At 67.7% G+C, this 23436-nt stretch carries 24 protein-coding genes and 3 pseudogenes; 9 read left to right on the forward strand and 18 right to left on the reverse strand.

The window, feature by feature from the left end:
- The 8 genes from A5750_RS10830 to A5750_RS10865 form a co-directional block, all read right to left on the reverse strand.
- The coding region (locus A5750_RS10830; RefSeq protein WP_231989171.1) for a DUF6779 domain-containing protein at positions 1-1242 on the reverse strand (1242 nt) is incomplete at its 3' end.
- An 86-nt stretch (positions 1243-1328) separates the two neighbouring features.
- Entirely contained in the window at positions 1329-1805 is a 477-nt protein-coding gene (locus A5750_RS10835; protein ID WP_066955524.1) for a DUF3180 domain-containing protein, read from the reverse strand.
- Positions 1805-2338, reverse strand: coding sequence for a 2-amino-4-hydroxy-6-hydroxymethyldihydropteridine diphosphokinase (gene folK / locus A5750_RS10840; protein ID WP_066955527.1), 534 nt, complete (start codon positions 2336-2338; stop codon positions 1805-1807). The genes A5750_RS10835 and folK overlap by 1 nt, the downstream gene beginning before the upstream one ends.
- Positions 2335-2736 (reverse strand): dihydroneopterin aldolase, encoded by a 402-nt coding sequence (folB, locus tag A5750_RS10845; protein ID WP_066955530.1) that lies wholly within the window; start codon positions 2734-2736, stop codon positions 2335-2337. The genes folK and folB overlap by 4 nt, the downstream gene beginning before the upstream one ends.
- Positions 2729-3562 (reverse strand): dihydropteroate synthase, encoded by an 834-nt coding sequence (gene folP, locus A5750_RS10850; RefSeq protein WP_066955533.1) that lies wholly within the window; start codon positions 3560-3562, stop codon positions 2729-2731. Before folP ends, folB begins: the two co-directional genes overlap by 8 nt.
- 19 nt (positions 3563-3581) lie before the next feature.
- Positions 3582-4196, reverse strand: coding sequence for a GTP cyclohydrolase I FolE (gene folE, locus A5750_RS10855; RefSeq protein ID WP_066955536.1), 615 nt, complete (start codon positions 4194-4196; stop codon positions 3582-3584).
- A 15-nt stretch (positions 4197-4211) separates the two neighbouring features.
- Positions 4212-6599: an ATP-dependent zinc metalloprotease FtsH gene (gene ftsH, locus A5750_RS10860; protein WP_067262697.1), complete on the reverse strand. Its 2388-nt coding sequence runs from the start codon at positions 6597-6599 to the stop codon at positions 4212-4214.
- A 322-nt stretch (positions 6600-6921) separates the two neighbouring features.
- Positions 6922-7338, reverse strand: coding sequence for a VOC family protein (locus A5750_RS10865; protein ID WP_067262875.1), 417 nt, complete (start codon positions 7336-7338; stop codon positions 6922-6924).
- Between the two features lie 131 nt (positions 7339-7469).
- Here A5750_RS10865 and A5750_RS10870 point away from each other — a divergent pair, with 131 nt between their 5' ends.
- Genes A5750_RS10870 through A5750_RS10880 form a run of 3 tightly spaced genes read left to right on the forward strand, consistent with a single transcriptional unit; the run spans position 7470 to position 10638 of the window.
- Positions 7470-8441: an alpha/beta fold hydrolase gene (locus tag A5750_RS10870; protein ID WP_369828686.1), complete on the forward strand. Its 972-nt coding sequence runs from the start codon at positions 7470-7472 to the stop codon at positions 8439-8441.
- Complete coding sequence (locus tag A5750_RS10875; RefSeq protein ID WP_066955542.1) at positions 8438-9625, forward strand: LLM class flavin-dependent oxidoreductase; 1188 nt, start codon at positions 8438-8440, stop codon at positions 9623-9625. Before A5750_RS10870 ends, A5750_RS10875 begins: the two co-directional genes overlap by 4 nt.
- Positions 9625-10638 carry a zinc-binding dehydrogenase gene (locus tag A5750_RS10880; RefSeq protein ID WP_066955545.1) on the forward strand — a complete coding sequence of 338 codons (1014 nt, stop codon included), beginning with the start codon at positions 9625-9627 and terminating at the stop codon, positions 10636-10638. Before A5750_RS10875 ends, A5750_RS10880 begins: the two co-directional genes overlap by 1 nt.
- A 4-nt stretch (positions 10639-10642) precedes the next feature.
- On the opposite strand, the gene A5750_RS10885 is transcribed toward A5750_RS10880, so the two are convergent.
- From A5750_RS10885 to A5750_RS26315, 4 genes and pseudogenes are all read right to left on the reverse strand, one after another.
- Positions 10643-10927 carry a WXG100 family type VII secretion target gene (locus A5750_RS10885; protein WP_066955548.1) on the reverse strand — a complete coding sequence of 95 codons (285 nt, stop codon included), beginning with the start codon at positions 10925-10927 and terminating at the stop codon, positions 10643-10645.
- Between the two features lie 30 nt (positions 10928-10957).
- Positions 10958-11254, reverse strand: coding sequence for a WXG100 family type VII secretion target (locus tag A5750_RS10890; protein WP_066955551.1), 297 nt, complete (start codon positions 11252-11254; stop codon positions 10958-10960).
- A 74-nt stretch (positions 11255-11328) separates the two neighbouring features.
- Positions 11329-12423, reverse strand: a complete 1095-nt coding sequence (locus A5750_RS10895; RefSeq protein ID WP_066955554.1) for a PPE family protein — start codon at positions 12421-12423, stop codon at positions 11329-11331.
- 615 nt (positions 12424-13038) lie between these two features.
- Positions 13039-13320 (reverse strand): annotated as a pseudogene (locus tag A5750_RS26315) (PE family protein); the annotation flags it as partial.
- Between the two features lie 173 nt (positions 13321-13493).
- On the opposite strand from A5750_RS26315, the gene A5750_RS10905 reads away from it, so the two are divergent.
- The 5 genes and pseudogenes from A5750_RS10905 to A5750_RS26320 all read left to right on the forward strand — a co-directional run.
- Complete coding sequence (locus A5750_RS10905; protein ID WP_066955561.1) at positions 13494-13844, forward strand: hypothetical protein; 351 nt, start codon at positions 13494-13496, stop codon at positions 13842-13844.
- Positions 13845-13895: 51 nt separating this feature from the next.
- A pseudogene (locus A5750_RS25290) lies at positions 13896-14609 on the forward strand (DUF222 domain-containing protein); the annotation flags it as partial.
- 39 nt (positions 14610-14648) lie between these two features.
- Positions 14649-15110, forward strand: coding sequence for a DUF2834 domain-containing protein (locus A5750_RS10915; protein ID WP_066956001.1), 462 nt, complete (start codon positions 14649-14651; stop codon positions 15108-15110).
- Positions 15111-15499: 389 nt separating this feature from the next.
- Entirely contained in the window at positions 15500-16330 is an 831-nt protein-coding gene (locus A5750_RS10920) for a hypothetical protein (RefSeq protein ID WP_156664311.1), read from the forward strand.
- Between the two features lie 37 nt (positions 16331-16367).
- Positions 16368-16589 (forward strand): annotated as a pseudogene (locus A5750_RS26320) (hypothetical protein); the annotation flags it as partial.
- On the opposite strand, the gene A5750_RS10925 reads toward A5750_RS26320, so the two are convergent.
- Complete coding sequence (locus tag A5750_RS10925) at positions 16561-17793, reverse strand: PPE family protein (protein ID WP_066955570.1); 1233 nt, start codon at positions 17791-17793, stop codon at positions 16561-16563. The pseudogene A5750_RS26320 and the gene A5750_RS10925 sit on opposite strands and share 29 nt — an antisense overlap.
- A gap of 10 nt (positions 17794-17803) precedes the next feature.
- The gene (locus tag A5750_RS10930; RefSeq protein WP_066955573.1) at positions 17804-18103 is read right to left on the reverse strand and encodes a PE family protein; all 300 of its coding nucleotides are present in this window, start codon (positions 18101-18103) and stop codon (positions 17804-17806) included.
- A gap of 387 nt (positions 18104-18490) precedes the next feature.
- Between A5750_RS10930 and A5750_RS10935 the strand changes: the two genes are divergently transcribed.
- A complete protein-coding gene (locus A5750_RS10935) occupies positions 18491-19237 on the forward strand; it encodes an SIMPL domain-containing protein (RefSeq protein ID WP_066955576.1) in 747 nt (248 codons plus the stop codon).
- 115 nt (positions 19238-19352) lie between these two features.
- On the opposite strand, the gene hpt is transcribed toward A5750_RS10935, so the two are convergent.
- The 4 genes from hpt to dacB are packed head-to-tail and all read right to left on the reverse strand — an operon-like array spanning position 19353 to position 23384.
- Positions 19353-19964 (reverse strand): hypoxanthine phosphoribosyltransferase, encoded by a 612-nt coding sequence (gene hpt, locus A5750_RS10940; RefSeq protein WP_066955579.1) that lies wholly within the window; start codon positions 19962-19964, stop codon positions 19353-19355.
- Positions 19965-20014: 50 nt separating this feature from the next.
- The gene (gene tilS, locus A5750_RS10945) at positions 20015-20977 is read right to left on the reverse strand and encodes a tRNA lysidine(34) synthetase TilS (RefSeq protein ID WP_066955582.1); all 963 of its coding nucleotides are present in this window, start codon (positions 20975-20977) and stop codon (positions 20015-20017) included.
- Entirely contained in the window at positions 20956-22002 is a 1047-nt protein-coding gene (locus A5750_RS10950; RefSeq protein ID WP_067262709.1) for a zinc-dependent metalloprotease, read from the reverse strand. The genes tilS and A5750_RS10950 overlap by 22 nt, the downstream gene beginning before the upstream one ends.
- Positions 21999-23384: a D-alanyl-D-alanine carboxypeptidase/D-alanyl-D-alanine-endopeptidase gene (gene dacB / locus A5750_RS10955; RefSeq protein WP_067262712.1), complete on the reverse strand. Its 1386-nt coding sequence runs from the start codon at positions 23382-23384 to the stop codon at positions 21999-22001. The genes A5750_RS10950 and dacB overlap by 4 nt, the downstream gene beginning before the upstream one ends.
- Between the last annotated feature and the right edge of the window lie 52 nt (positions 23385-23436).

A 23436-nucleotide genomic window follows, 5' to 3' on the forward strand; every position in this document is an offset into this window, starting at 1 on the left:
GCCACCCCCCGCCGCCGAGCAACCACCGCGCCTGGCACCGCCGCCCGCGCCGGAACACACGCCCCGACACGGCGGCGGTGGCGGGGGCGTGGCCGGAACGGGCGGCGGCGGTGCGAAGGCCGGCTCGTTCGTGGGCGTGAAATTGCGCACGCCATAGTCGCGGTATTCCGCCGAGTGGCGCGATCGCGCCCGGCGACCCGATTCGCCGTACGGCGGCGTCACCGGCTGGGCGGGCGGGCCGGCCCAGGCCTCGTCCGACTCGGTCTGCCGGGCGCGCCGCCGCCGGCCCGATGTTTCGTCGGCCGGTGTCACGGACGATTCGGAGCCGGTCCAGCTACTGCCCGGCGTTCCGGGCGGCAACCACAGTCCCGACGCACCCGCCGGCTGCCAGCCCTGCACTTGCGGCTGAGGCGCCGGCTCCGGCTGCGGCGGGGGCGGTGGCGGCTGCTGCTGCTGGGGCGGCGGAGGGCGAGGTTCGAACCGCGGCTCCGGCTGGGGCGGCGACGCGCTGTACGACGGCTCCGGCTGGGGCGGGGGCGCCGGCTCCTGCGGCGCTTCGTACTGGTGAGGTACCCGCTCGCGGCGGGGCTGCGCCTGCCGGGGTGGCAACAGCGGTTCCTCGGGCACGTCGATGATCGCCGTTTCGTCGGCACGGCCCGGCTGGTTGTCCTGGGGGACGGAGGTGACCCGGTCGCTGGCGACCCAGTCATAGGGCGCGTCACGCGGGGTTTCGCCGTTGCGGTCCCACTCGCTGTAGGCGCGCTCGCGTGGCGCCTCGGTCTCTGGCGTCTCCAAGGCCGGGCGCTGCGCGAGGTCGGTGTCGAACAGGATCTCCAGGCTGGTGCGCAACGCGCTCAACTCCGCCCGCAGCTCGGCCAGGTCGTCGGCGGCCTGAGCGCGCAGCTCGGAAGCCAACTCGCGGCGCAGCTGGGACTCCACGGTCAGTTCATACTCGCGACGGGCCGAAATTTCGCGATCCAGCTGCAGGTCGTACACCAGCTTCAGGTCGCGGACGCGGGATTGATCCGCGTCGCTCTGGCGGCGGTACAGCACCGATACGAAGGCACCGGCGACTGCGGCCCACAGCGCCAGGATTACAGCGAGCTTGAGGAGTTCCACCCGATTGGTGAAAACCAGTGCGGAACTGGCCCCCATCGCGAGGACCAGCAACGCGGTCAAGAGCACCCAACCCGGCCTGCGGCCGCCGCGCCGAACGCGGGCGCCGCGGGACAGAACGGTCATGGCCTGACTGTACCTGCGCGAGGTCATTCAGCGTGTCGCCCTAGTCCGGCGATTCTCACGCGGGTTGTCGACGGCATACGTGTGGGCTAGTTTTCCGCGCCTTCACCGTGCTCGGTCTGATCCGGCGGGGACTTGCAGCAATGCTGCAGCCACAGCGCGGCGACGAGTAACGCCAGCGCGCTGACGGCCGCGACCACGGCGCCGCTGGTGTCCTCGGCGGCCGAACGCAGCCAGGACCGCCGCGGCAGGAAATACACGAGCACGCCGACCCACCAGCCCAGCACCAGCGCGCCCACCCAGGCCGACGCCTTGGCGACCATGAGGCTGCGCGCCACCGCCAGCGGGTGCAGCCAGCCGGTGCCAACGCCGATTTCGCCGTCGGTGATCTTGGCCCGCACGTGGCGCGCCCATAAGGCTTCCGCGATGGCCACCGCCAGCAGCGACAGGCCCGTCCAGACCGTGATGGGCGGAAACCACCGGTAGAGGGCATTCACCAGCAGATAACCCACCACCGCAGCGGCGACGACCGCGGCCGTGAGGTCACGTTTGCGGGTCGGGCCCATCAGGCTTCCGGTCCCGGGCCGGCCCGGTCGAGCGTCAGGCTGGTCAACCGAACGCTTTCCCGGTCGGCCGGCTCCAGTTCGGCGAGCAGGCTCGCAACCGGTCGCGGGCCCTCGCCGACGGTCAGCTGGGCATCGGGGTCGATGGCAATCCACGGGATCATGACGAAGGCCCGCAAATGGGCCAACGGATGCGGCAGCGTCAGGTTGTTCTCGCGGGAGACCACCTCCGCCTCGCCGTAACAGGCGATCAGGTCGACGTCGAGGGTGCGCGGGCCCCAGCGCTCGCCGCGCACGCGGCCCGCCGCCCGCTCGAATTCCTGGGCTCGGCGCAGCCAGCACTGCCCGTCGCACCCCGGATCGTTGGCGATCAGCACCGCGTTGAGAAACGGCGCCTGATCGACCCGGCCCCACGGATCGGTCTCATACACCGGCGACACCGCGAGCACCTTCTCATCCAGCCCGTCGACGACCGACTGCAGGCGCGCCAGTCGGTCGCCCAGGTTGGAGCCGATGGACAGCACCACCCACGTCATAGGCGCCGCTCCACCGGAACCACCGAACCGCGACCACCGCGCCGCGACCGCCGCACCACCACCGCGACGTCGGCGAACTGCTGCGGGATCGGGGCCTGCGGCTTGTGCACCACCACCTCGACGGCGTGCACTCTGTCGTCTTCCATCACCCGGTCGGCGATCTCGCCACCGACCGCTTCGATCAAGTTGCGCGGCGGTCCGGCCACGACGTCGGTCGCCAGCTCGGCCAGGGCGGCGTAGTCGTAGGTGTCGGCCAGCTCGTCGCTGGCGGCGGCCCCGGCGAGGTCGATCCACACGGTCATATCGACAACAAACTCTTGCCCGTCGGCCCGCTCGTGATCGAAAACTCCGTGTCTTCCACGAATCGTCAACCCCCGCAATTCGATTCGATCAGCCATTGTCTCCAGCCAGGTCGGTCTGCTGCGTTTCGCTCTGCGTCCAGGTCCCCACCACCTTGAGCGCGTCGGTCGTGGCCCGCACGTCGTGCACGCGAACACCCCACGCTCCGTACAACGCTGCCAGCGCGGAGATCACCGCGGTCGCAGTCTCGCGGCCGGCGGGCGGGCGCGGCGAGCCATCCGGCCCGGCTAACAACGTACCGAGGAACCGTTTGCGTGAGGCGCCCAGGAGCACCGGGATCCCCGTGTCGACCAGCTGCGGCAACGCGCGCAGCAGCGCCCAGTTGTGTTGACCCGTCTTGGCGAACCCGAGCCCCGGATCGATCACCATGTTGGCGGGGTCCACGCCGGCGGCCACCGCGGCATCAACGCTGGCGAGCAGCTCGGCGCGCACTTCGGCGACCACGTCGTCGTAGTGCGGGGCCGCATGCGGGCGATCGGCCGACACCGACCGCCAATGCATAAGCACCCAGGGCACCCCGGCGTCGGCCAGCAGTGGCGCCATCGCGGGATCTGCACGACCGCCCGACACATCGTTGACGATCCGCGCGCCATTCTGCAGCGCCGCCCGCGCGACGCCCGCGTGCATGGTGTCGATACTCACCGTAATTCCCTCTGCCACAAGCTCTTTGACGACGGGGATCACACGAGCGGTCTCCACCCCCGGGTCGATCCGGGTGGCGCCGGGGCGAGTCGACTCCCCCCCGACATCGACGATGTCCGCGCCGTCGGCGGCCAGCGCCAGTCCGTGCGCCACTGCGTCGCCGGTGTCGAGATAGCGGCCGCCATCGGAGAACGAGTCGTCGGTGACGTTCAGGACTCCCATAACCCGCACAGGCGCCGACTCACTTACGCAGGATGAGATCGAGGGCTTCGGCTCGGGAAGCGGCGTTGGATTTGAACTGTCCGCGTACCGCCGAGGTGGTGGTGACCGCGCCGGGCTTGCGGACGCCGCGCATGGCCATGCACAGGTGCTCGGCCTCGATCACGACGATCACGCCGCGCGGATCGAGTTTCTTCATCAGGGCGTCGGCGACCTGGCTGGTCAGCCGCTCCTGCACCTGCGGTCGCTTGGCGTAAAGGTCGACCAGTCGCGCGATCTTCGACAGCCCGGTCACCCGGCCGTCGTTGCCAGGGATGTAGCCGACGTGGGCCACACCGTGAAACGACACCAGGTGGTGCTCGCAGGTGGAGTACAGCGGGATTTCCTTCACCAGCACCAGTTCATCGTGGTCTTCGTCGAACATCGTGTTCAGCACGCTGTCGGGATCGGTGTAGAGCCCGGCGAACATCTCCTGGTAGGCACGGGCGACGCGAGCCGGCGTTTCCCGCAGACCGTGCCGGTCCGGGTCCTCGCCGATGGCGTACAGCAATTCCCGGACCGCGGCTTCGGCGCGCGCCTGGTCAAACACCCGAGTCGTGGGAGTGGCTGTGTCGGGCCCCAAACCAGTTAAGGCCATCGAATCCTCCGTTCGTCAGCCGTGCGCCGGTGGGTTGGATCGGCTCACGTCGTCGTCCTGCTGGTCGGGAGACTTTCCACCATTCGGGTCGGGCAGCCCGGGCGGCGGGTAAGGCGGATACGGCGGGTAAGGGGGCTGCGCCTGACCCTGCGGACCGTGCTGACCCGGACGAGCGGGGTGGCCCGGATAACCCGGGTGGTTCCCCGCCGGCTGCGGCCAGTAGGGCTGCTGCGGGGCCTGGGGCGGCGGATACCAGTTGGGCTGTTGATCATGTGGTGGCCATCCCGGCGCGTGCCAGCCCGCCGGCGCACCGTAGTCCGGTTGGGTGGGGCCGTGCGGCACGCCCGGGCGGGGGCCGTTCCCTTGAGAACCATTGCCGCCGTTGTTGTTTCGGTCGGCGTCCGCTCCCGCGGCCGCGGCGGCTTGGCTGGCCGGCGCGATGGCCGCCTTGAAAGCCGGTTCGGGAACCGGTGGTGGCCACGGCTCGCCGCGCTCGATGGCCAGCTCGCCGGGCGTCTTGATCGGCGGTTTGTCGGACGGGATGCGGCCACCGAAGTCGTCGAACATGGTGAGTCGGGGCCGCTTTTCGACGTCGGCGAAGATGCCCTCCAACTCGGCGCGGTGCAGCGTTTCCTTTTCCAGCAGCTCGCCGGCCAGCGTGTCGAGTACGTCGCGGTATTCGGTGAGGATCTCCCACGCCTCGGTGTGGGCCGCCTCGATGAGCTTGCGGATTTCGTCGTCGATGTCGCGGGCGACCTCGTGGGAGTAGTCGGCCTGCGTCCCCATGGTGCGGCCCAGGAACGGGTCGCCGTGTTCGGTGCCGTATTTGACCGCACCCAGCTTGGAACTCATCCCGAACTCGGTGACCATCGCGCGGGCCACCTTGGTGGCCTGCTCGATGTCGGACACCGCGCCGGTCGTCGGCTCCCGGAACACCAGTTCCTCGGCCGCACGCCCGCCCATCGCGAACACCAGCTGCGCGATCATCTCCGAGCGTGTCCGCAGGCCCTTGTCTTCCTCGGGCACCGCCACCGCGTGACCGCCGGTGCGTCCGCGGGCCAGGATCGTGACCTTGTAGATCGGCTCGATGTCGGGCATCGCCCAGGCGGCCAGGGTGTGGCCGCCCTCGTGGTAGGCGGTGATCTTCTTTTCCTGCTCGCTGATGATGCGGCCCTTGCGGCGCGGCCCGCCGATCACCCGGTCCACCGCCTCTTCGAGCGCGGCGGTGGTGATGACGGTGCCGTTCTCCCGTGCGGTCAGCAGCGCGGCCTCATTGATGACATTGGCCAGGTCGGCACCGGTCATGCCGACGGTCCGCTTGGCCAATCCGTCGAGGTCGGCGTCGGGGGCGATGGGCTTGCCCTTCGAATGCACTGCCAGCACCGCGCGGCGACCCGCCAGGTCCGGGTTGGACACCGGGATCTGCCGGTCGAAGCGGCCGGGCCGCAGCAGCGCGGGGTCGAGGATGTCGGGCCGGTTGGTGGCCGCGATCAGGATGACGCCGGCCCGCGGGTCGAACCCGTCCATCTCGACCAGCAACTGGTTCAGCGTTTGCTCCCGCTCATCGTGGCCACCGCCGAGCCCGGCGCCGCGCTGGCGGCCCACCGCGTCGATCTCGTCGACGAAGATGATGCACGGGTTGTTCTGCTTGGCCTGCTCGAAAAGGTCGCGTACCCGCGACGCGCCGACGCCGACGAACATCTCGACGAAGTCGGACCCGGAAATGGTGAAGAACGGAACTCCCGCTTCCCCGGCCACGGCACGGGCCAGCAGCGTCTTGCCGGTCCCGGGTGGGCCGTAAAGCAGCACGCCCTTGGGGATCTTGGCGCCCAGCGCCTGATAGCGGCCGGGGTTCTGCAGGAAATCCTTGATCTCGTAAAGCTCTTCGACGGCCTCGTCGACGCCCGCAACGTCGGCGAACGTGGTCTTGGGCATGTCCTTGTTGAGCAGCTTGGCGCGCGACTTGCCGAAGCCGAAGCCCATGCGGGCGCCGCCCTGCATCCGGGAGAACATCACGAACAGGCCCACCAGCAACAGCAGCGGTAATACGTAGACCAGCAGCTCGCCCAGGATGCTGCCCTGGTTGACGACCGTACTGACCTTTGCGTTCTTAGCGCTCAGCGCGTTGAAAAGGTCGACCGCGTACCCGCTCGGGTATTTGGTGATGACCTTGTCGGAATTGTCGGTGTCGTTGTTGCCCTTTTTCAGGGTCAGCCGCAGCTGCTGCTCGCGATCGTCGATCTGAGCGCTCTTGACGTTGTCGCCGTTGATCTGCGCCACCGCTACCGACGTGTCGACTGGCTTATAGCCGCGGGTGTCGTCGCTGAAGTAGAAGAACGACCAACCGAGCAGCACCACGACTGCAATCGCCGTGATGGTGCGAATAACGTTTTTCCGGTTCATCAATCATCGGCCTTGCCGGCCAGGTCCTTCCCCGATATACACGCAGCTAGAAACGTCCAGGTTACCGCTAGTGGCGATCGCCAGCTCCGGCAGAGCCGGAGCGCAACGGGTCGCCACCATTGTCGCCGCGGCGATCGCCAGCTCCGGCAGAGCCGGGCGCTGGGGGTACCGCCCGCTTGCGGGGGCCGGGTCATCGCCGTTGTCGATATAACGAGCGGGGGTTCCCCCGGGGGCGTGCCGAGCGTCACGCCAGCGCGACGGTGGCCGGTGGTGGCCACGCCAGCGTGACGTTCGATGGCGGGCGGACCCTTCTAGAGTTTCGCTACTCGTAATACCGGGCCTCGATCACATTGCCGTCCGGATCGGTGAAGTAGTACCCCTGCGGCGCCCAGCCGCGGGCCCCAAAAGTGCGACTCAACCGCGCGCTGGTGTCCACTCCTTCGGCTTGCAGACGCTGATCCAGTGCCTCGTACTCGGCCTTCGACAAAGCCAGGCAAACGTGGTTCACCGGATAGCCGGCGCTGCCTTGCGCCCGTGTCATCGACTCGGTGGTGGCGACAGCGGCACGCGGCGACAAGCCGATGATCGATTCCTCACATACCCGCACGCTGGGGAACGGCGCATCGCCCGCCTCGAACTCGGCAAACCGGACCGGCTCCAAGCCAACCACCCTGGTGTAGAAATCCATCGACGCGCGCGGATCTCGCGTCCAGAGGACGACGTGGTCGAGCCGCTTCATTTCCGGGTTCACCTGCCTTCAGTCGTGCGAGCGCTCACGGCGATATCTACCAGGCGACCAAAGCCGTTGGAATGCAAATCGCGATCAAACGCGAATACTTCTCAGCCCGGTGGGGGGTGTGCTTTGGTGACATGGTGCTCAAATCAACCGAACGGTTAGTCGAGACCAACGGTGTGCAGCTGCGGGTGGCTGAGGCGGGAGAGCGCGGCGCACCCGCGGTGATCTTGGCCCACGGCTTTCCCGAACTGGCCTATTCGTGGCGCCACCAGATACCGGTCCTCGCCGAGGCCGGCTACCACGTGCTGGCACCGGATCAGCGCGGCTACGGCGGCTCCTCGCGCCCGGACGCCATCGAGGCTTACGACATCCACCAGCTGACGGCCGACTTAGTCGGTCTTCTCGACGATGTCGGCGCCGAACGCGCTGTCTGGATCGGACACGACTGGGGCGCCGCCGTGGTGTGGAATGCGCCATTGCTGCACCCGGATCGGGTCGCCGCCGTCGCCGCGCTCAGCGTCCCGGCGGTGCCCCGCTCGCACGTTGCGCCGACGAAGGCGTGGCGCAAGATGTTAGGCGACAAGTTCTTTTACATCCTGTACTTCCAGGAGCCGGGCGTCGCCGACGCGGAGCTCAACGGTGATCCCGCCCGCACGATCCGCCGGATGCTGGGCGGGCTGCGCACGTCGGATGACCCGCTCTCCGCGGCACGCATGGTAGCGCCGGGTACCGAGGGATTCATCGATCGCCTTCCGGAACCCGACCGGCTGCCGGACTGGCTCAGCCAGGATGAGCTCGACCACTACATCAGCGAGTTTTCTCGCACCGGGTTCACCGGCGGCCTGAACTGGTATCGCAATTTCGACCGCAATTGGGAGACCACCCCGGAGCTGGCCGACGCCAAAATCACTGTGCCTGCGCTCTTTATCGGTGGGACCGCCGATCCGGTGCTGACGTTCACCCGCGCCGACCGCGCGTCGCAGTTGATCACCGGCCCCTACCGTCAGGTCATGATCGACGACGCGGGACACTGGCTGCAGCAGGAGCGCCCGGACGAGGTGAACGCGGCCCTACTGGACTTCCTCAACGAATTGGAGCTGCGATGAGTGCCCCCCTGCGCTTCGGTGTCTTCATCACACCGTTTCACCCGATTGGCCAATCGCCAACGGTGGCTTTGGAATACGACATGGAACGCGTGGTCGCGCTGGATCGGCTCGGCTTCGACGAAGCCTGGTTCGGCGAACACCACTCCGGTGGCTACGAATTGATCGCCTGCCCGGAAGTTTTCATCGCGGCGGCGGCCGAGCGGACGAAGCACATCCGGTTGGGCACCGGGGTGGTTTCGCTGCCCTACCATCATCCGCTGATGGTGGCCGATCGCTGGGTGTTGCTCGACCACCTCACCCGCGGCCGGGTGATGTTCGGCACCGGCCCCGGCGCGTTGCCATCGGATGCCTACATGATGGGCATCGACCCGGTCGACCAACGGCACATGATGCAGGAGTCGTTGGAAGCGATCCTCGCGCTGTTCCGCGCCGGGCCCTCCGAGCGAATAGACCGTCATGCCGACTGGTTCACCTTGCGTGACGCGCAGTTGCACATCCGGCCCTACACCTGGCCCTACCCGGAAATCTCAACGGCGGCAATGATTTCGCCGTCCGGGCCGCGGCTGGCGGGTGCACTGGGCACGTCGTTGTTATCACTGTCGATGTCGGTGCCGGGTGGCTACGCAGCTCTGGAAATCACCTGGGACGTGGTGCGCGAGCAGGCCGCAAAAGTCGGACGCGACGAGCCAAATCGGTCCGACTGGCGTGTTCTGAGCATCATGCACATCGCGGACAGCCGCGAGCAGGCCATCGACGATTGCACCTACGGGTTACAGGATTTCGCCAACTACTTCGGCGCGGCGGGGTTCGTCCCGTTGGCCAACGCCGTGGAGGGCGCCCAGACACCGCACGAGTTCGTCGAGGATTACGCGGCCAAGGGCAATTGCTGCATAGGTACCCCCGACGACGCGATCGCCCACATCGAAGACTTGCTCGACCGCTCAGGCGGGTTCGGCACGCTGCTGATGCTCGGCCACGACTGGGCGTCCCCCGAGGCGACTTATCACTGCTACGACCTGATGGCGCGCAAGGTGATTCCCCATTTCAAGGGCCAGCTCGAGGCGGCGCGGTCATCCCACGACTGGGCCAAGGGCAATCGCGACCAGCTGATCGGCCGAGCGGGTGAGGCCGTGGTGAAAGCCATCACTGAGCATGTCGAGGAGCAGAAGGGCGCGGGAAGCTGATGCGCGCGGCGGTACTGCGAGATGGACGGATGGTCTACCGGGACGACGTGCCGGAGCCCGTGCCCGAGGCAGGGCAGGTGCTCGTCGGCGTGCGGGCGTGCGGAATCTGCGGGTCCGACCTGCATTTCGCCGCTCACGGCGCACAGGTGCTGGAAATGAGCAATCGAGTGGCCGCGGGTGCGGGCGGCATGCACGTCGACCTGGGCCACGACGTCTTCATGGGACACGAGTTCAGCGCCGAGGTGCTCGACGCCGGGCCCGACACCGAAACCCACCCGCCGGGAACGCTGGTCACCTCGCTTCCGGTCTTGCTGTCCGCCAAGGGCGTGGAGCCAATCGTTTACAGCAACAGCACAATCGGCGGCTACGCCGAACGAATGCTGCTCTCGGCACCGCTGCTGCTCCCCATCCCGAACGGCCTGGACTTCAAACATGCGGCGCTGACCGAGCCGATGGCGGTGGGGTTGCACGCCGTCAACAAGTCCAACATCGCGCCGGGCGAGACGGCGCTGGTCATCGGCTGCGGCCCGATCGGCATCGCGATCATCGCTGCCCTGCGTGCCCGAGGCGTCGAAAACATTGTCGCGGCGGACTTTTCGCCGAAGCGGCGCGAACTCGCCGCCGCCATGGGCGCCCATCGGGCGCTCGATGCCGCACAGGGTTCGCCGTTCGACTCGGTCAAACCCGCGGTGGTGTTCGAGGCGGTGGGAGTGCCGGGGATCATCGACGACGTGTTGCTTCGGGCCCGGCCCGGCACCCGCCTGGTAGTCGCCGGTGTTTGCATGCAGCCCGACACAGTGCATCCGTTCTTCGCGATTGCCAAAGAGATCAGTGTTCAATTCGTGCTCGCCTACACCCCGGAGGAGTTCACCGACTCGCTGCGCGCGCTGGCCGAGGGCGACATCGACGCGACCCCGCTGATTACCGGCGAGGTCGGCCTCGACGGGGTCGGCGCGGCCTTTGACGACCTCGCCGACCCCGAGCGACACTGCAAAGTCCTCGTCACTCCTTAGGCCGTCAGGCCCAGCTGGAGCCGACGGCGCTGTCGGTGCTGGCCATGTTGCTGCCGGCGCTCTGCACCTTCTGCCCGTGGGCGTTGGCCTGCTCATAGATCACCTGGAAGTTGCGGCCCAACTGGGTGATGAACTCCTGGCAGGCCACCGAACCGGCACCGCCCCAAAAGTCCCCGGCCGCAAGCACATCGCGAACGATGGCCTGGTGCTCAGCCTCCAGAGACGCGGCCTGCGCGCGGATGGTGGCCCCGTGAGTGTCGACATCGCCGAATTGATAGTTGATGGTCATCGTCAATCGTCTCCTGTTTTGGTTGGTGGGCTAGCTGCCCAGGATCTGCTGTGAGGCCTGCTCTTGCTGCTCGTAGTTGTTCGCGTCTCGAACCAGTCCGTCGCGGACGCCGTGCAGCATGTTGACGATGTTGCGGAACGCTTGATCGACCTGACCCATGGTGTCGTACGAGGTGGCCTGCGCCTGACCGCTCCAGCCGGAGCCGGCGATGTTCATCGAGGACGCCCACATCTTGCGAGCCTCATCCTCAACCGTCTGGGCGTGCACCTCGAAGCGGCCCGCCATCGCCCGCATTTCGTGCGGATCGGTCATGAATCGTGTTGTCATTACATGTCTCCTTCGAAAGTTGTTGTCAAGCTGGAAGTTTGGCTGCCGATGCGTTCAGTCTTTTCTCCTTTCCGTTATCCGACCACGCGCGGCAATACGCTGGCAGGAGCCGGCATGGTGGCGCCGAATCCGCGCATCTCCATGCCGCCCGTTTGGGTCGCGGAGCTATGCGGGGGTCTCAGCATTCGAGCCGCCGCGCCGGCTCCCGACAGGGGAGCCCCGGCGGGTGCGGCAACTTGGGAAGTCGCCGCGGTCCAGTTCGGGGGAACCGAGAGGCCCCCGACGGATGAGGCCTGGCCGAAACTTGCCGCCGGCGACAGCCTCTGCGGTGCGGGTACTAGCGGCTGGCCGGGACGGAAACGTTGCATATCGGCCAGCCCCACCGGGGAGGATGCGCCCACGCCGCTCGCAAGGCCCGCGTTGGACGCGGTGATCCCGCCCAGTCCCGATGTGGCGGTGCCGCCACCCTGTCCGAAGGGCATGCCGAGCAGGCCGGTGAGACTGCTGATCGCCGACGGGAAGCTACTGGCCAGCGACGAGGCGGACGAACTGAGCGTCGACGGCAACCCCATGGTCGCTTGGGTGGCCAACCCCTGCATGTTGGCCTCGCCGGCCGCCATGGCGCTGGCCGCGACCCCGCCGGGATTGGTGGTGGGCGGGGCGACCGTCATCGGCGCCAGCATGGCCGCCGCCGCCGAGGAGCCGGCGTAGGCGTACATGGCCATCGTGTCCTGGGCCCACATCTCGCCGTACTGCGCCTCAGTGGCCGCGATCGCCGGTGTGTTGATGCCCAGAAAGTTGGTCGCGATGAGCTGCATCAGCAAGGCGCGGTTGGCCGCGATCACCGGCGGAGGCACGGTCGCCGCAAACGCCACCTCGTGCGCGACGGCGGCTGCGGTCGCCTGCATACCAGCCTGCTCGGCCTGCGCCGCCGTGGCGTGCATCCAGGCCACGTAGGGGGATGCGGCGGCCGCCATCGCTTCCGACGACGGGCCCTGCCAGGCGGCATCGGTGAGCTCGAGGATCGCCGTCCCGTAGCTCGTCGCGGCTGAACGCAGCTCCGCGGCGAGCCCCTCCCACGCGGTCGCCGCCGCCAGCATTGACACTGGGCCGGGGCCCGCGTACATCAGGCCCGAATTGACCTCCGGGGGCATCGCACCGAAATCCATGACTACCTTCCTTTTCTCTATGTCGTTTCGCTATGCCAGCGCCGGCATGGGCTTCGGGCCGGCAGCTTTGAGGGCGGCGTGCGCCTGCACGACGTGTTCGTTGGGCATGCCGGCGGGCAGGTGCATGGGGGCGACGTGTTCGGCCGGTATCGCGGCGGCCGCCAGCGGCATCCGGTGGACGGGCGCCGTCGGCGCCAGCTGCGAAGGCGAGATGTGCTGACCGGCCGCCAATTCCGCACCTGCGACGTGGCCGGCGGGCGCCGGGTGAGCGCCGTAATTGGCATTGGCGTATCCGCCGTGCTGCCGTGTCATGTGGCCGTAATTGGCATTGGCATAGCCGCCGTGCTGCGGTGCGGGGTGGGCGCCGTAATTGCCAGCGCCGTAACCGCCGCCCCCTTGCCAGCCCGCGCCGACGGGCGTCGCCGCCCCCAGGGGTCCGGGCGCGGCCGGGCCCGAGCCGACCGGGGCGCCGGGCACTGCCCGGCCCGGGGCGTTCGGGGTCACGCGGCGCGGCGCAGGTGGCGAAACGTGAGCGGGCGCGGCGGGTGCGGGGCGAGCGGGCGCGACAGGCGCCATACGGGCGGGGGCGACGTGGCCCCCCACCATCTGCGTCCGATTGGCAGCCTCGGTGGCTGCGTACGAATCGGCGCTGCGTCCCAACGCGCTGACGAACTGCTCATGAATCATGCTGGCCTGGGCGCTGATCGCCTGATACTGCTGGCCGTAACCGGCGAAGGCGGCCGCAGTCATCGCCGAGACTTCGTCGGCCGCCGCCGGAACCACTCCGGTGATCGAAAACGCGGCCATCGAGTTCGCGGCGGTTACCGCGGAGCCGATCGCCTGCAGCTGGCCGGCCGCGGCTAGCAGCAGGTCCGGCTGTGTGGTCACGAACGACATGTGTCTTCTCCTCATTGAATGCCTGGATCTGGGGTGTCCCGTCGTGCTTCCGGAGACTATGTCATAAATTAGGAATCTATGTCTAGTACTAAGTACTAATTTCTTATTTTTCGTCATCGACTCGCAGATCTAGATGCTTTGCCCGTCTTTCGGCACCGGGTTACTCTGGACGGATGCCACGCACTAACTCCGCAGGCTGGGGACTCAAGCGCCTGCTCGAGGCGACGCTGAACCGCGACATCACGGTCGAGCAGTTGCGCGACGCCTGTGGCGTCACCAAAGGACGGTGGTATGGGGGCGCCGGTCGCGCGAACGCCGACGACTTCCCCGACGCCGAGGAGGCCAGGCGCGCCGCGCACGCGTTCGGGCTCAGCGCTACCTGGCTACAGGTGGAACTGGGCCTGATCACGCCCGAAGATGTGCATGCGGCGTTGGGTGACGGGCAGTCGCTGGATCCGTTCCGCGCCACGACCCGCCAGCGAGTGTTGATGCCGAATCCCACGGCGGAGGGCTCGGGCGGCTGAGTCGCTTCCGGTCGACGCTGCGTGTCAGTGCCGGGGCATGCTATCGAGCGTATGTTCGATACACCGCCGAATCCCGCCGCCCTGGTGGAGCTGATCGAGTAGTCGCACCGGCAGGAACCATGCTGGTGGCCCGCCGGCTGGCTGCGGTAGCAGCATTGCTGCGGCATCGGGTGGCCACCGCCGAGCGGCCCGAGTTGGACCATAAATACGCGGCAATCGACGGCTTCGAGCAGACCGCTGCCGAGGTCGCCGCCGCGATGAACCTCTCGCCCGTGGCGGCGGGCTATCTGGTGTCGTACGCGGAGGCGCTGGACACCAGGCTGCCGAAAGTTGCGGCCCTGCTCGGGAAGGGCCGGACGGACTGGCGCACGGTGCGCTTGATCATCAGCCGCAGCGATCTGGTCACGACGAGAAACTGATCAGGTGGTCATCAACGTGGTGGCCAGCGAACGGACCGTCCATTCCGATGGCGCCGAGCCCGGCTACTGGAGGGCGACGGCGTCATCCGCCGAGCAAGTGCGCCAACTGGCCGCGGCCGCATCCTTTCGTCGCCGATCCGATGACGAGTCCGGTCGAGGCCCTGCGCTATCAACCGTCCGCCGTCCGGTGCCGCGATCTCACCTGTCGCTTCCCCGGGTGCAGCCGGCCGGCCGTTGTCTGCGACCTCGACCGCACCATTCCGTTCAGCCACCGCAATCCGGCTGCGGGTGGCGGACCGTCGCGGACAACCTCAAATACCTTTGCCGACAACATCATCGGTTCAAATTGCTTTAGCGAGCGGTCGTGTTCCTCTAGCGTGTGGTCGTGACAACAACAGAGCAGGTGCAACCGGCATCCATTCCCACGTCCCGCAAAGTGTTGTGCGCCGTGTACGCGCTGATCGCGGTGCTGGCGCTTGTTGCGACGTGGAGTCAGACCGTCGCGTACACACACAGCGGCCTTGCCGCGTTCTTCGACAATTTCTGGCACGACACAAGGGTCAACGCGTCGTCGCGCAATCTCACCGCCGACGCCCTGATGCTAGGTATGTCCGTCGCCATCCTCATGGTCGTCGAAGCCAGGAAGTACGGCGTGCGATTCGTCTGGCTCTACATCGTCGGCGGGTTCTTCGTCGCCATCAGTGTGACGGTTCCACTCTTCCTTATCGCTCGCGAGATTCGGATCGGTGCAGCAGAACCCCCGCGTCTTCGCCCGTTCGATGTGATCCTCCTGGCCGTGGCTGGTGCCGGTGTCTTGGCCCTGACCTTTTGGGTTGACATGGGGTGAATTACTCAAGAGAGTAATTCCGCGTCGCTCCCATCATCGACTTAAACCCTTCGGCGAGTGGCGCGATAAGCAACTGGCCGACGGCACGGTAACTCTTGCGGGATATCCGCTCTCAAAACGGCGCCGCGGCGCGACTTCAAATCAGAAACCCCATAGCTGCACGCCGTTAGACGAATATCCCTAAAATCCTGTGCAGTCAGCCATATCACCCGACATCGTCGACAAACAGGTACGGACATGACTGAAGCGAACCAAAAGGGCGAAAGCGTTAGTCATCCGGAAGTGTGGGCAGCGTGAGCCAGCCAACGGGCACGGGCGGCCAAGGCCCGCGTCGGACTCCCATGACGCTTGCCATATACCGTGACTTACGCGTCGCCATGGTCGTACTAATGGTGATGCTCGCTGCGGGCGTGATCATCGAAAGGATATCGGCACCCTGCTGGCAATCGGCCATCAGCACTTACTATTACACGTCCGCGCACAGCATCGTCGTCGCCGCGCTCCTGGCGCTCGGCACGCTATTCATCATCTATAGGGGCAGCACCGACACCGAGGATGTCTTGTTGACTCTGGCCGGGGTCAGCGCATTGACCGCCGCGATAGTGCCGCAGCCTCGACCCAACGACCTGTGCCCCGGGCCAGCTAATCTGCCGCTCGACTTCGACGACAATGCCAAGGCCGCCATGCTGCCCAATGTTTGGGCGGTCGCCATCGCATTGGGTCTGGGCTATTTGGTGATCTGGTCGGTGATGCTGGACCAATGGAGGCGCGGTCGCCCCCCGCGGAAGCGAAGGCCGGGGGGAATAGTGTCGCTGTGCGTTTTCTGGCTGATTATGGTGCTCGGCCTGATTGCGCTGATCTTCTTTCGGGACACGTTCAAGGAGTACGCACACGGTGCAGCCGCAGTACTACTGCTCTCGGCCTTCATCGCCACCACGTTCTGCACCGCATACGTCGTCGGGCGAGAGGACCCGTCGAAGTCACCGCATCAGCGCGGTTACAAGCGCATCTACTGGGGGATTGCCTGGCTGATGCTGGCTACGTTAATTGCAGTTCTCTGGGTTCATTACTCAAGAGGGTTGGGCGGCCATTGGGGCCTTCTGGCCGAGGTGGCGCTGATCCTCGAGTTCGCCGCGTACTGGGTGGTTCAAACGATCGACCTGTGGACAACACCTGACCGGATTATGCGCTTTACCAAACGTCCTCCGCCGTGTCTGTAGTGCTGGCCGTCGCGGACGGGCACGAAATCGCGGCGCGCAATTCCGTAATCACATGCGCGACATGCTCTTCGCATTCAAAGGCACACCTAGCACCAGCCCCTTCTGCACTTGGGTGAACGATCCCAAAGAGCCCGAAGAACTACCGCCGGACTGGATTCCCGACGAGCCGGCCGTGGAACCCGTCCCGGACGATCCCACCCTTCTGACGCGCGGAGCGAGTGCGTCTCGAATCAGCCCCCCGCGGGTGGTTGAGCAATGACCGTGGGCTTGAAACCGTATCGCGGCGCGACGAAGTGGGCCGCTGCACTACGCCCCGTCCCGCCAACAGGCATCATCGGCACCCCGCCAACCGCGTTCGTGGCAGGTTCCATAGCCGACGCAGCAGTGAGGCCGTTGAGAGCCAAGGTGACCGGTGGCGCCGCCGGGGCCGCGCTGGTCCATGCCGCCGGCACCGACAACCCACCGATCGATGCGGCCTTGCCGACGGCTCCGCCGATCGAGCCGATCGAACCCAGGCCCGGCCCTGCAATGGCCGCGGGCAGAGCCGCTTCCGCGGCTTTGGCGGCACCCTCGGCCGCGGACTTCGCGGCGGGGATCATGCCCTGGGCAATACCTTGGATGTCTTTGAACGAGGTGGTGAATAGCCGGGTCGGCGAAATCAACCGGATGAACGCGTCAAAGGGCGTACTGGCGTCAAGGGTTTGCGACCCGGTCAGACCCTCCAACAAATCACCCAACGGACCGCTGACGACGAGCCCGTCGCCCTCGGGGTTGAGGGCGATTCCGCCGAGGGAAAACGCGGGATTGGGATTGTTCGCCGACCCGGCCAGCGACGACAACGCCTGAGGCACCGTGTCTAGCCCCTGCATGCTGTTACCTCCACCGCTGCCGGCCGCTTGGGCCACCGCCGCGGCCTGATTGGCGGCCCCGGCCGGGTTGGTGCTGGGCGCTGCGGGCTCGAACGGTGCCAACGTCGACGCCGCGGCCGACGTGCCGGCGTATCCATACATCGCGGCGGCGTCTTGAGCCCACATCTCGCCGTATTGCGCCTCGGTCGCCGCGAGCGCCGCGGTGTTCTGCCCGAGGAGGTTCGTCGCCAGCAACTCCATCAGCAGCGCCCGGTTGGTGGCAATCACCAGCGGGGGCACCGTTTCGGCGAACGCCGCCTCGTAGGCTCCCGCTGCCGCCACCGCTTGGGCGGCGGCATGTTCCGCCCGCCCCGCGGTGCCCCGTAGCCACGCCACTTGCGGCAGGGCCGCCGTCAGCATGGACGACGCAGCCGGCCCCTGCCATGGCCCGTCGGTAAGGCCCGCAATCGCCGAGCCGTATGAGGATGCTGCGGAATGCAACTCGGCGGCCAGCCCGTCCCAGGCCGCCGCGGCGGCCAGCAGCGGTCCCGAGCCGGGGCCGGAATACATCAGCGCGGAGTTGACCTCCGGCGGCAACTGCGCGAAATCCAGCATGTGTGCTCGCCTAACCGACCGCGGCCGTGTTGGCCATCTCCGTGGCGGCGTACGAGCCGGCACTGATGCCGAGCGTCGTCGCCAGCTGATCACGAACCGCGGCGGCCTCGGCGCTGATCTCCTGGAAGAGCTTTGCGTGCCAGGAGAACTGCGCGGCGGTCAGCATCGACACCGCATCAGCGGCGGCGGGAACGATCCCGGTCGTCGGGCCTGCCACGGCCGAGTTGCCCTCCCGCACGGCCTCATTGATGCTGTGCAGTTCACCGGCCGCCGCATCCAGGATTTCCGGTTGCGCCATCAGATAAGACATTTCCCCTCCTCTAATTCCCTTCGAATCAACAGCTTTCAGCCCGCACGCATGCATCGAGCCGGGCGCCTGGCCACGTTAGGTCAGTCGCGTCCAGAGAAGACAGTCTCAGGCTCGCCAATTCATTACCGAGTCGATAACTGTTCACTTTGCTGGACAGAAATGCTGGAACATTTGGGTTGGATATGAAAGATATTGCAAACCAATATGTTTGGAGTCATATATGTACTTATATGTGGCCGCCACGCCAGCCCGAGAGATTTGCCATCCACGGCGAGAGCAACTGAAACGCTTGCACAACAATCGTTTTCGAACCCGTACGCCAGCCGAACAGGACGGCGGGGGCCGGCCCGTAGCATCTGCGGCGCCCCAGCGGCTAGGGTGCCAGGCATGCCGGTCGCAAATAAAGCCCCGAGGTTTGCCCGCACGCTGATCGCCTTGGCCGTCGCCGGATTGGCGGCCGCCATGGTGTCGGCCTGCGATTCCCCGCCTTCCGCGCCCGCGCCGGGGGTCAATCCCCGTCAGGTCACGGTCTTCGGATCGGGGCAAGTCCAGGGCGTCCCGGACACCCTGACCGCCGACGTCGGAATCGAGTTCACGGCACCCGACGTGACCGCAGCGATGAACCAGACCAACGACCGACAGCAAGCGGTCATCAACGCGCTGGTCGGCGCGGGCGTCGACCACAAAGACATCAGCACGACCGAGGTCACGCTGCAGCCGCAGTTCAGCAATCCCGGACCCAACGGCACCGAGACCATCACGGGGTACCGCGCGACCAACGCCATCACGGTCAAGATCCACCCCCCCGACGCCGCGTCGCGGATGCTGGCCCTGATCGTCGGCACCGGCGGCGACGCCACCCGGATCAAGTCGGTCAGCTACTCCATCGCCGATGACTCGCAGCTGGTCAAGGATGCCCGCGCGCGGGCGTTCAACGACGCGAAAAACCGCGCCGAGCAGTACGCCCAGCTGTCCGGACTTCGGCTGGGCAGGGTGCTGTCCATTTCGGAGGCGACGGAACCAACACCCGGGGGACCACCCGCGCCCCCGAAGGCCATGCCGAGCATGGTCCCGCTGGCACCCGGGCAGCAGACGGTGAGCTTTTCGGTGACCGCGGTGTGGGAGTTGGACTAGCGCGATGGCGGCGACCCGCCGCGCCCGGCTTCGCCGCGCTTGCGATCGCCGACTAGCGCGATGGCGGCGACCCGCCGCGCCCGGCTTCGCCGCGCTTGCGATCGCCGACTAGCGACTACTGCTGGTACACCCTCGGGTCCAACGTGCCGATGTACGACAGGTCGCGGTAGCGCTCGTCGTAGTCCAGGCCGTAGCCCACGACGAAGTCGTTCGGGATGTCGAAGCCGACGTAGGCGATGTCGACGTTGGCCCCCTTGGCATCGGGTTTGCGCAGCAACGTGCAGACGCGCAAGGAACGCGGATGGCGGCTGGTGAGGTTGCGCAGCAGCCACGACAGCGTCAGGCCCGAGTCGACGACGTCCTCGACGATCAGCACGTCGCGGCCCTGGATGTCGCGGTCCAAGTCCTTGAGGATTCGCACCACACCCGAAGACGACGTCGAGGTCCCGTAGGAGCTGACGGCCATGAACTCGAACTGGGTGGGCACCGGAATCGCCCGGGCCAGGTCGGTGACAAAGATCACGGCGCCTTTGAGCACGGTGATCAGCAGCAGATCCTGGCCGGTCTCGGTCATGGCGTCGCGGTACTGCCCGCCGATCTCCTCACCGAGTTCGGCGATCCGCGCCTGGATCTGCTCGGCAGTAAGCAGCACTGACTTGATGTCCCCCGGGTACAGCTCCACAGGCTGGGCGGGGGTGATCGCCGAGGAGATCTGGGCCACGCCCACAGAGTGCCACGCCAACGGCCGAATAACCAACGGCGACCCCGGTATTGCACCTATCGAACCGGTTCGCGCCACAGAGTGAGCAGGCCGTCGCGCCGCCCGGCGATCAGCCGCTCGTCCCGCAGTGCGGACCCGACCGCCACCCCGCCCTGCCCGCGCCAGGCGGTGACAAGGGCGTCGACGGAGCGGATCTGCTTGTCGGTCAGGCCCGTTGCGCCGCCCGCCAGGAGCCAGCCGCGGATCACCCGGCGCCGAACCGGGACGGGCAGCACGGCCAGCGCCTGCGTCTGCAGTCCCGCGCCCGCCTTCGCCTCGGGCAGCGCCTGGGCCGCGAGCGAGTCGATGAGCTCGGTGTCCTCCCGCAACGCCGTGGCCGTGCGGGCCAGCGCCTCGGCCACCCCACCGCCCAGCACATCCTCGAGCAGCGGCAGCACCTCCAGGCGCAGCCGGGTCCGGGTGAAGCGGTGGTCGACGTTGTGCGGGTCCTGCCACGCGGTCAGCCCCAGCTCGCGGCACGCGGCGTGGGTCACAGCGCGCCGCACACCCAGCAATGGCCGGCCCCAGGGCGCGTCGTACGGGCGCATCCCGGCGATCGACCGCACGCCCGACCCGCGGCCCAGCCCCAGCAGCACCGTCTCCGCCTGATCGTCGAGCGTGTGGCCCAACAGCACCGGTCCGCCGTGGTACGCGCTCAACGCCGCATACCGGGCGGCACGGGCGGCGGCCTCTGGACCGCCTTCATTTCCGACGTGCACGCGAACGACCTGTGCCGCAACGCATCCCAAGGTGACGGCTTGCGCCCGGGCGGTCTCGGCGACCGCGGCGGAGTCGGGTTGCAGGCCGTGATCGACGATCACGGCGGTGGTGGGCAGCAGCTGGGCCGCCACCGCCGTGAGCGCGAGGGAATCCGGGCCGCCGGACAGCGCCACGCACCATTGTTCGGCCGTGGCGACATGGGCCTGGATGAACGCCTCGACGGCAGCGCGCAGCTGCCCTACAGCACCCTGTCGATCCATCGCTGGGGTTCCTCGATTTCGGCGGGCAGGGGCAGCGTATCGGGACCCGTCCAGATCGCGTTGAACCGTTCCATGCCGACCTTCCCCACCACGTGGTCGACGAACGCCTTGCCGCGCGTGTACTGGTTGAGCTTCTCGTCGAGCCCCAACAACGCGCGCAGCAGGCGCTGCAGCGGCGGTTGCTTGCGATTGCGGCGCTCGTCGAATCGACGGCGGATGGTGGTCACCGACGGCACCACCATCGGCCCCACGGCGTCCATCACGTGGTCGGCGTGGCCCTCCAGCAGCGTGCCGAGCACCAGCAGCTGATCGAGGGCCTGCCGCTGCGGCTCGGACTGCACCGCACGCACCAGACCCACGATTCCCGACGAGCTGCCGTCGGCCGTCCCGTTGCCGCGGGTGCGGACGTACTCAGCCAGCCGGCTCGCCACCTGCGCGATGTCTTCACCGGCGTCCCGCGTCAACAGCGCCAAGGCGCGGGACATGTGCTCGGACAGCCACGGGTTGGCGGTGAACTGCACCCGGTGGGTCACCTCGTGCAGGCAGACCCACAACCGGAAGTCGGAGGGATTGACCCGTAGCTGCCGCTCGACGGCGATGACGTTCGGATACACCAGCAGCAGGCAGCCCTCTTTCGCGGCGGCGAACGGGTCGTACTGACCGAGGATTCCGGACGACACGAACGCCAGCACGGCGCCCGTCTGCGCGCCGGTGACGCGGCCCGTCAGGAACCCACGCGGCTTCTCGGCCCCGTTCATCATCACCCGCATCGACTCGGCCGCCGCGCCGATCCATTCGGGGCGGTCGACGATGCGGGCCGCGGGCACGACACCGTTGGTGACCAGGCCCGTGACCTCGCGCACCGGCGGTTCGGCCTTGGCGGCCGAACTGGTGAGCTCGTCGATCACCTGACGCCGGGTGTATTCACTGGACGGCGGACCGGGCCGGGCCAGCCGCTGACCGACGGTGGCGGCGAAGCGCCAGTCGACAGCGGTACCGAGGGTCAGCTCCGAGGGCGCGCTCATGAACAACCACACGACCAGAGCCGGCTGGCCAGGGCGTCCATCACGTTGCGGCCGTTCGGACCGGCGGCGTTGGAGATGAAGGCGAACGTGAGCACCCGCCCGCTGCGGTCGGTGAGCACCCCGGCCAGGGCATTGATGGCGGTCAACGAGCCGGTCTTGGCGCGCAACCAGCCGGCCGGCCCCTGATTGGAGGCCGCGTCGGTGAAGCGGTCGGCCAGCGTCCCGCTACCGGCGGCGATCGGGAGCAGATCCAACAGCGCCCGCAGCGTCGGCTGGTCGGGTCCGGCGGCGGCCTGCAGCACACCATCGAGGGTCTTGGCGGTGAGCCGGTCGTCGACGGAAAGGCCGCTGGAATCCATCAGCGTGACGCCCCCGGTGTCGACGTGGGCGGTGCTCAACCGGTTCGTCACCGCGTCGGCCGCTCCGGCGAAGCTGCGCGGGCGGTTGATCGCGGCCGCCACCTCGCGGGCGATGCACTCGGCCATCACGTTGTCCGAGTGGTCCATCATCTCGGACAGCCGCTGCACCAGCGGCGCCGACTGCACGACGGCGAGCTGCCGCGCCCCCGAGGGTGCCGTCGCGATCGTCACGGCGCCGGGATCGAGGCCCAGCGCCTTGGCCAGCTCTCGCCCGGCGTCGAGCGCCGGGGTTCGCGACCGCCGGGAGTTGACCGTGCTCGGCTGGATGCGCCCGGCGTCGATCATCACCGACTCGATCGGCGCGATGTCGCCGTTGTCGACGTCGGCCCCATCCCAGCCCTGCGCCATCGTCGGCCCGGCGAACGCCGAGGTGTCCACCTGCACCGCCGTCGGCGTCACGCCGCTGCGGCGGATCTGCTCGACCAGGTCGCCGAGCCGAGCGGATCCCCGATACCAGGTGTCCACGCCGGGCGGCGCCGCCGACAACACCGGGTCGCCGGCACCGACCAGCACGACGGGGCCCTGGGCGTTCTGGCTGCCGGCCACCACCCGCGTGCTGATCCGCGCCTGGTGGTCCAGGGTCAGCAGGGCCGCCGCCGCGGTCAGCACCTTGTTGGTCGAGGCCGGCACCAGCGGCATGTCGTCGGCCACCTGCCAGAGCTCTTTCCCGGTCAGGGCGTCGGTGACCCGGGCGCCCAACCTGCCCAGGTTCGGATCGGCCGCGATGGGCGCCAGCGCGGCGGCCACCCCGGCCGGGCTCGGTGTCTCGGCGGTGTCACTGACCGGGATCATCCCCGGCTTGACCGTCGGCGCATGCGGGGGCGGTATCGGGGCGTGCGAGCTGTTGCCGCCGTGCCCCGCCGAGGTGAAAAACGTTGCCGCCGCCACCACGGCGGCGACAAACGCCAGCACGGCCAACCCGACGAACACGTGGGTGGATTTCTGCCAGCGAGTGGGACCCATCGCTCTCCTGACTCTCTTCAGCCCATTCTGCCGAATCCGCCGCAAATGCCTC

This window comes from Mycobacterium sp. 852002-51613_SCH5001154 (genome assembly GCF_001667425.1).
Taxonomy (GTDB): domain Bacteria; phylum Actinomycetota; class Actinomycetes; order Mycobacteriales; family Mycobacteriaceae; genus Mycobacterium.

Bases quoted from the DNA above. Each gene is read 5' to 3' on its own strand.
- A5750_RS10835 (WP_066955524.1), bottom strand. From the start codon at position 1,805: ATGGGCCCGACCCGCAAACGTGACCTCACGGCCGCGGTCGTCGCCGCT.
- folK (WP_066955527.1), bottom strand. From the start codon at position 2,338: ATGACGTGGGTGGTGCTGTCCATCGGCTCCAACCTGGGCGACCGACTG.
- folB (WP_066955530.1), bottom strand. From the start codon at position 2,736: ATGGCTGATCGAATCGAATTGCGGGGGTTGACGATTCGTGGAAGACAC.
- folP (WP_066955533.1), bottom strand. From the start codon at position 3,562: ATGGGAGTCCTGAACGTCACCGACGACTCGTTCTCCGATGGCGGCCGC.
- folE (WP_066955536.1), bottom strand. From the start codon at position 4,196: ATGGCCTTAACTGGTTTGGGGCCCGACACAGCCACTCCCACGACTCGG.
- ftsH (WP_067262697.1), bottom strand. From the start codon at position 6,599: ATGAACCGGAAAAACGTTATTCGCACCATCACGGCGATTGCAGTCGTG.
- A5750_RS10865 (WP_067262875.1), bottom strand. From the start codon at position 7,338: ATGAAGCGGCTCGACCACGTCGTCCTCTGGACGCGAGATCCGCGCGCG.
- A5750_RS10870 (WP_369828686.1), top strand. From the start codon at position 7,470: ATGGTGCTCAAATCAACCGAACGGTTAGTCGAGACCAACGGTGTGCAG.
- A5750_RS10875 (WP_066955542.1), top strand. From the start codon at position 8,438: ATGAGTGCCCCCCTGCGCTTCGGTGTCTTCATCACACCGTTTCACCCG.
- A5750_RS10880 (WP_066955545.1), top strand. From the start codon at position 9,625: ATGCGCGCGGCGGTACTGCGAGATGGACGGATGGTCTACCGGGACGAC.
- A5750_RS10885 (WP_066955548.1), bottom strand. From the start codon at position 10,927: ATGACCATCAACTATCAATTCGGCGATGTCGACACTCACGGGGCCACC.
- A5750_RS10890 (WP_066955551.1), bottom strand. From the start codon at position 11,254: ATGACAACACGATTCATGACCGATCCGCACGAAATGCGGGCGATGGCG.
- A5750_RS10895 (WP_066955554.1), bottom strand. From the start codon at position 12,423: ATGGATTTCGGTGCGATGCCCCCGGAGGTCAATTCGGGCCTGATGTAC.
- A5750_RS10905 (WP_066955561.1), top strand. From the start codon at position 13,494: ATGCCACGCACTAACTCCGCAGGCTGGGGACTCAAGCGCCTGCTCGAG.
- A5750_RS10920 (WP_156664311.1), top strand. From the start codon at position 15,500: ATGGTGATGCTCGCTGCGGGCGTGATCATCGAAAGGATATCGGCACCC.
- A5750_RS10925 (WP_066955570.1), bottom strand. From the start codon at position 17,793: ATGCTGGATTTCGCGCAGTTGCCGCCGGAGGTCAACTCCGCGCTGATG.
- A5750_RS10930 (WP_066955573.1), bottom strand. From the start codon at position 18,103: ATGTCTTATCTGATGGCGCAACCGGAAATCCTGGATGCGGCGGCCGGT.
- A5750_RS10935 (WP_066955576.1), top strand. From the start codon at position 18,491: ATGCCGGTCGCAAATAAAGCCCCGAGGTTTGCCCGCACGCTGATCGCC.
- tilS (WP_066955582.1), bottom strand. From the start codon at position 20,977: ATGGATCGACAGGGTGCTGTAGGGCAGCTGCGCGCTGCCGTCGAGGCG.
- A5750_RS10950 (WP_067262709.1), bottom strand. From the start codon at position 22,002: ATGAGCGCGCCCTCGGAGCTGACCCTCGGTACCGCTGTCGACTGGCGC.
- dacB (WP_067262712.1), bottom strand. From the start codon at position 23,384: ATGGGTCCCACTCGCTGGCAGAAATCCACCCACGTGTTCGTCGGGTTG.